The sequence below is a fragment of the Winogradskyella psychrotolerans genome (assembly GCF_018860545.1).
In the GTDB taxonomy this organism is placed as follows: Bacteria; Bacteroidota; Bacteroidia; order Flavobacteriales; family Flavobacteriaceae; genus Winogradskyella; species Winogradskyella psychrotolerans_A.
The window spans coordinates 41,126-47,125 of record NZ_JAHKPN010000055.1; the positions used below are offsets into that span (position 1 = coordinate 41,126).

Genomic DNA, 6,000 nt, shown 5'->3' on the forward strand with positions numbered 1-6,000 from the left:
TATTATGACCGTATGGTCACTAAAGTGTTCCTGTTTTGAAATAACAATAGGAAAAAAAGGAGAAAGTTTTTATACGTAGTTTATAGCGCTCTGCTTATTTGTAACTGTTTTAGTTTGATATTAAATGATTTCAAATTTCCAACCTTTATTAATTTTATGATTTTTATTAATATTTGGTGATGTAATTCCTGCATATATGAGACCAGCTGCCGGCAAAACCAACCAAAACGCGGTGGAATCTACTAATATTCCAACTAAAACAGCAACTCCAGCCGTAATAGTGCCAACGTATATAAAAAATCCGGTGGTGAGTATAGCTGTTAAAAGAGGATTGCGTTTTAATTCTTCTATGTCAATTAAATTTAGTTGTACGTCATCAATGCTAATGGTGCTTGTATTTTCTATTTTAAAACGACCTTTAATCTTCCGTCCATCTGAAGTTTTTAATTTTATTCTTTTATTTTCCTTAATGACTTTTTCTTTATTGGTATTTAAGTTGGTGATTTTTATCGCATTATTTTGGGTCATAGCCACATTGAAAAACAATATGCTCATAATGAGTAACAATAGTTTTTTCATAAAATAGATGTTTTATTTAAGATGTAAAAATATGGTAAGGGTTGCGTTTATCTCATCATAAAATAGCGCTACAAGATACATTAGTGAAAAATGAATGCGTTTTTTCTTGTGTTTTGTCACAGTACTTTGTTTAGCCAGTTTTTTATTCGCAGCAAGGTTCTATTTCAAATAATTCTGTAACTTGTGCTTGGTTCAATTCAACATTAAATATAGCAATGTCATCAAGTTTTCCATCAAAATTTTTACCAATTATTAAATCGCCAATATCTTCAGAAGTAGGTGTATCTGAACAACCACTAGTAATATCCGTTATAGTTCCTTCAAGAATACCGTTTCTATAAAGACTTAAAGAATTATTTATTTCATTGTATGTTGCAACTAAATGATGCCAATTATTGTAGTCATTATCAGAATCCCATGATTGGTCCCATACGGAATTTAGATGTCCAAATGTAGGTCTGTTTAAATCATATAAACCTAGAGACCATTGACCATAGGTGTCTGGACAACTAAAACCTTCGTCTCTACTTACTAATACATTATAATTCCAATTCCAATATAAACGAGGATTAAACCAAAGCGAAATTGAAAATTCAGATAAGTCATTTAAGAAGTCTGTATCAGTAGTTGTCAAAAAATCATTTGTAGAAGTATTAAATTCGAATGCACAATTTTCGTTAGAGTTTCTATCTGATGTAGAATTTGCAGATGTGTTATTGGTTAATATATTAAAGTTAACTATATCGTTTAAACTTCCGTTATTAAAAGGATAAAATGCAATTACTTCGTTTTGTAATTCATCTGGAATACAAGAAATAGTCTCGGTAGTGAATGAAAATTGTTTTTCGAGTGTGTTCCCAAATTCATCTTTTGCAATTACTTTCCCATTATACAATGTGTTTATTTCAAGATTTATAAAGTTATAATTTTGTACTAAAGTATTCTCAATAGTTAAATTTTCATCCAAATAAACATCGTATTTAACAACTTCATTTTCAGGGTCAATTGATTCTGTCCAAGTTATAGTCGCAGAAATTCTTGTGATTTCGGATACAGAAATATCAAAATTACTTGGTGAATTATTTGTGTTATTATCAGAACTATTGTCTGAACTACAAGAAATTAAAATAATTAAAATCAGGATTAAGATACTTTTTTTCATTTATTCAGGATTTTGTTTAAATTGTTTACAACGGTTTTGTTTATGATTTAGTTGCGCCTTTAAGCACTAAAGTTATCAAATAAATCACAGATAGACCCGAGTGAAGCGAACTGGCGAAGTAAAGTCCTATAAGATGTTCTTAAATAGGCGACTAGTAATAAATTAGATACGGTGTTAATACAGATTTTTATTTCCGAATTAAAATGTTTCCATTGATTTATAAATTCCAAATCTGACGATACTTACCAATAAGCAAATTGTAGAAACCCATAACAATGGACTCTTAATATTGAATGCAGGCTCTTTTTCAAATCTTTTTCGTAGCGTAAAGAACATAATTAAAACGCCAATTAAAAAAGGAATGACATGTTTTGATAAACCAGACAAATTTCTGCTCAAGTCGTATAAATCTCCACTATCGATTATCATAAAAAGGAAAAGAAAAATTAAGGGATAACCAATTGATTTTACTAGTATTTCTTTCCTTGTTTTTGGCTTTAGCGATATGTGATGATAATATGATAGTATTACAAAAAACCAAAGTGAAAAACTTGTTTTATATGCCATAAAAAAAGTAAAGCATAAAGCAAAAAGCGAAACGGTTCCAACTATAGACAAAGTTCTGCTCTCATTTCCTAAATCAATTTTAGCGTCCAATTCTTTATTGGGAAGACTTTTGTTTTCAAATTTTGAATATTTGTTCTTTAGCGATGCATAAACAGCAGGTTTCTTTATTCCATTTTTAAGAGATTTGTCATTTTTATACACAAATAAATAAATTCCAATGCCTAGAGTAACAATGAAAAATAAAAGAAAATTCCTGTAATCAAATGAAATTCCAAAAATCTGTACATCTAAAAGCCTTAAAGGTGCTTCTTCTAATCTTCTTCTTATAAGATAAACTCTTTCTCCATAATAATCCTTTGTGATTATGCCGAAAATTAACATGAGAATAGAGACTAGTATAATTGTAAATGGTATTTTTTTGTCTTTAAGTCTTTCCATTAGTAGGGTGGTTCAAATGTGTGGTAAGGTGATTGTGTATGGTTGGTTGTGTGGTTTAAGCACGTAATTTAGGAAATATTCAACGGTAGGGAAAGAACAAAGCAATTATTTAGACATGGTGTAGTGTGCAGTTATTGTTTTTCATTTTTCAATTCAGCGAGTAAATTTTTCTCAATGTCAGAAATATAATCTCTTTCAACTACAGTAATTCGGACTTCGTACTCGTGATATATTTTATTTATATTTAAAAACGAATCTATATCCATTTTATAAGGTTCCAAAATTTGCTCCTCAACGATTAATTTTATGTCCTGTGTTCCAGTTTTAAATCCGTTTATTCCAAAAAATGGATTAAAAGTTCCATTACTGAAGGTATCAGTTTTGATTTTAGAATCTTTATACTCATTACTCACAATTACCGATAATAAATAGTCAAAATTCGCTTTTTTATTCCGTTTATATTTAGCTATTCTTCCAATATGTTTTCCTAGAGAAATTGTATCAGGTATTTTAAATTCAAATAAATTATCCTGATTTTTTAAATCAGAATTTCCGAGTTCATTATCGGTAGCTTCATTTCTTTTTTGTCCACAAGAAACGAAGAAAATTAGTAGTAAAATCAAATTGAAAATGTTTCTCACAGATTGTCTTTTTAATTGCTCACAACAGTTTTGTGTATGATTTAGTTGCGCCTTTAAGCACTAAAGTTATCAAATAAATCACAGATAGACCCGAGTGAAGAGAACAGGCGAAGCAAATACCTAATTACCTTCATTACGCACAAAATGGTCATTATTTTTTATTCGGTGATTTTTATAGCCTTTTCCAGTATTTATGTCTTAAATATAATCCAATTCCGAAAATTCCTAGTGAAATAGAAATTAGAAACCCGAATTTTGAATGCGATTTCGATTCATTTAAGTCATAAAGTACATTTCCACTTTTATCGGCTATTTGAAAAACGGTTGGCTTGTATTCTTCTTTTTGACTTTCTTTTATCCATACAGTTGCTATTTCCGATTTATTTAATTGTTTTTCTAACTCTTCAAATCTTTCGTTATATCTACTGTATCCTATATTTTTCATTAGAACATAAAAACTATGAGTTGAGTTCAGCGTGAATTTTAGTTCAGATTTAATACTTTTTGAACCTCGTGAACTTTCTACCTCAGTATAATGAATACTTAAATGTTCAATTTTTCCGGTTTGTTTAATTAGAGAACTTTTAAGGGTAAAAAAAGTTGGTGCAAAAAAGTAAAATGCACAGATAATAGAAGTAATTCCAACAAATAATCCTTTTTCAGCGTAATAAGTTTTATCCATTTATTTTCTCAGCGTAATGTTTGGTTGAGCTTTCACAGAACGTGATTGTATATGATTAGTGGCGTGTTTAAGCCCCTAATTTACCAAATACAAACCTAATCGGAAATCTGTGAGGATTTTCGCAAGTAGGCTAGAACTAGCAATAAATTATATACGGTGTTAGTTATCTGGCTTTTTTCCGTTCTAAAATTCCAAATGATTTTCGCCCCCAATTTTATGGTTCATTTTTTGTCCCATTCCACGAGTTACATATCCAGCAACAATTTCGTTTTTTATTTCTCCGTTTTCGTTGTAATCTATATTTATAGAACAATCCCCAGTAATTTCTACCCAAACTGTTTTACTTTCTTTCGGTTCGAGTTTCACAATATGTTCAGTTTCGCATCCAATAATATTTATTTCAGTCAGTTTGTTTTCAGTTGTATTCGTAAATGTAATTCGCATATTTCCAATCAACAACATTGCGAACCAAACGTAAATAAATAAAACTGGAATATTCAAAAGCATTAATCCGCTCGTTTTTAGTAATTTTTGCCGATTTTCAGAGTCTTTACTTGCTTTAGTCAGCGTTAAAATCAGTATTATGATATTAAAAATTCCTGCAATAATTATAAATCCGTAACCGACAAAAAGTAATTGCCAATTAGATGTCAAAAAATATATTCCAAAAATTGCAGTTCCGATAATGAATGAAATCTGAGCTGTCTTTTTTCCTAATGCTATTTGTTTCTCGGTTGTCATTTTTTTCAGCTTGTGGCTAACGTGTTTGTGGATGGTTAGTTGCGTGGTTTAGCAACTAAGTTAGCAAACTTTAACGAATCCGTGAATATTCCGCAGGAATATTCGTAAGTAGGCTAGAAACAAGCAATTAATTATACACGGTGTTAGCTACAGTTTTTATTTTCTTTTCAAAACTAAAATTCCAAGTACAACATAATAAAGAGTTGGTACTAACGCTAAAAATCCTAATAAAAGATATTTATCACTCCAAAAGTCCCTATAAGTTTTATACTTTTCCAAGTACTCAGTTGACAAATAATCAGAAATAAACTGGTCATAACCAGCAGTCAAAACCCAAGTAATAATTAAAGCGACAATTGAAGTTATTAATAATTTTCGAGAATCATTTTTAGAGCTTGATTTTATCTTTTTTAGCAATAATATTAGCATTATTGTAAAAGTTACAAGTGAAATTAAAACTGATAATATATAGGTTGTTTTTGGGTTTTGGTTAAATACAATTAAAGTATCTTTTAGTATTTCGCCAAAAAATCCGCATAGTTCAAATAATGTTAATATGAAGAAAGCTCCAATTCCAAAATAGTGTATGTTTTTTGAATCTATTTTTTCTGTAAAATTATCGTTCATAATTTAGTTGCAGTTGTTTATTTTATTAATCGCTTCTTTTAATTTCTCTGAATCAAATCCTTTTGTTAATACAGTCAGAATTAGTTTTTTCTTTATTTCACTTTCCAATCCGTTTAGTGATTTGTCATCATCGATAATCAGAAAGTCAGATGTTTTAAATTCCGTTATAAAATTTAAGATTTCCTCTTTTCGGTTTCTACAATGAGAGTATTTAGGTAAAAACCCAACAATTGCTTTTTTTATTCCACGATTTTTGAAAATGAGATTGAATTCAGTCAGAGTTTTGACAGTTCTACGAGTTGAGCTCAACCAAATGTCAAATTCCGCAAGAGTAAGAAGTCGGTTTAGATTTTCAACACAAGATTCATTAAATTCAGAATACCCATCCGAGTGAATTCGGTCGGCTTTCCACGATGGATTTGTTAATAAAACTCCATCTAAATCTAATATCAAAAGTTTGTCGTTCAAATTGTAGCTAACGTGTTTGTAGATGGTTAGTTGCGTGGTTTAGCAACTAAGTTAGCAAACTTTAACGAATCCGTGAATATTCCGCAGGAATATTC

The 6,000-nt window shown here is 29.8% G+C and carries 8 protein-coding genes; all 8 read right to left on the minus strand.

Annotation, left to right across the window (positions count from 1 at the left end; translation table 11 throughout):
• Nucleotides 1–120: 120 nt before the first annotated feature.
• The 8 genes from KO515_RS18145 to KO515_RS18180 all read right to left on the minus strand — a co-directional run bounded on the left by KO515_RS18145 (nucleotide 121) and on the right by KO515_RS18180 (nucleotide 5,905).
• Complete coding sequence (locus KO515_RS18145; RefSeq protein WP_215937761.1) at nucleotides 121–579, minus strand: hypothetical protein; 459 nt, start codon at nucleotides 577–579, stop codon at nucleotides 121–123.
• Between the two features lie 142 nt (nucleotides 580–721).
• A complete protein-coding gene (locus KO515_RS18150; RefSeq protein WP_215937762.1) occupies nucleotides 722–1,741 on the minus strand; it encodes a LamG-like jellyroll fold domain-containing protein in 1,020 nt (339 codons plus the stop codon).
• Nucleotides 1,742–1,939: 198 nt separating this feature from the next.
• The gene (locus KO515_RS18155; protein ID WP_215937763.1) at nucleotides 1,940–2,746 is read right to left on the minus strand and encodes a hypothetical protein; all 807 of its coding nucleotides are present in this window, start codon (nucleotides 2,744–2,746) and stop codon (nucleotides 1,940–1,942) included.
• A gap of 131 nt (nucleotides 2,747–2,877) precedes the next feature.
• On the minus strand, nucleotides 2,878–3,369 hold the full coding sequence (locus tag KO515_RS18160; protein ID WP_215937764.1) for a hypothetical protein: 492 nt from the start codon (nucleotides 3,367–3,369) through the stop codon (nucleotides 2,878–2,880).
• Between the two features lie 190 nt (nucleotides 3,370–3,559).
• Nucleotides 3,560–4,069 carry a hypothetical protein gene (locus tag KO515_RS18165; RefSeq protein WP_215937765.1) on the minus strand — a complete coding sequence of 170 codons (510 nt, stop codon included), beginning with the start codon at nucleotides 4,067–4,069 and terminating at the stop codon, nucleotides 3,560–3,562.
• Between the two features lie 183 nt (nucleotides 4,070–4,252).
• Entirely contained in the window at nucleotides 4,253–4,810 is a 558-nt protein-coding gene (locus KO515_RS18170) for a hypothetical protein (protein WP_215937766.1), read from the minus strand.
• Nucleotides 4,811–4,966: 156 nt separating this feature from the next.
• On the minus strand, nucleotides 4,967–5,437 hold the full coding sequence (locus KO515_RS18175; protein ID WP_215937767.1) for a hypothetical protein: 471 nt from the start codon (nucleotides 5,435–5,437) through the stop codon (nucleotides 4,967–4,969).
• 3 nt (nucleotides 5,438–5,440) lie between these two features.
• On the minus strand, nucleotides 5,441–5,905 hold the full coding sequence (locus KO515_RS18180; protein ID WP_215937768.1) for an HAD domain-containing protein: 465 nt from the start codon (nucleotides 5,903–5,905) through the stop codon (nucleotides 5,441–5,443).
• Nucleotides 5,906–6,000 lie beyond the last annotated feature (95 nt).

Bases quoted from the DNA above. Each gene is read 5' to 3' on its own strand.
- KO515_RS18145 (WP_215937761.1), bottom strand. From the start codon at position 579: ATGAAAAAACTATTGTTACTCATTATGAGCATATTGTTTTTCAATGTG.
- KO515_RS18150 (WP_215937762.1), bottom strand. From the start codon at position 1,741: ATGAAAAAAAGTATCTTAATCCTGATTTTAATTATTTTAATTTCTTGT.
- KO515_RS18155 (WP_215937763.1), bottom strand. From the start codon at position 2,746: ATGGAAAGACTTAAAGACAAAAAAATACCATTTACAATTATACTAGTC.
- KO515_RS18165 (WP_215937765.1), bottom strand. From the start codon at position 4,069: ATGGATAAAACTTATTACGCTGAAAAAGGATTATTTGTTGGAATTACT.
- KO515_RS18170 (WP_215937766.1), bottom strand. From the start codon at position 4,810: ATGACAACCGAGAAACAAATAGCATTAGGAAAAAAGACAGCTCAGATT.
- KO515_RS18175 (WP_215937767.1), bottom strand. From the start codon at position 5,437: ATGAACGATAATTTTACAGAAAAAATAGATTCAAAAAACATACACTAT.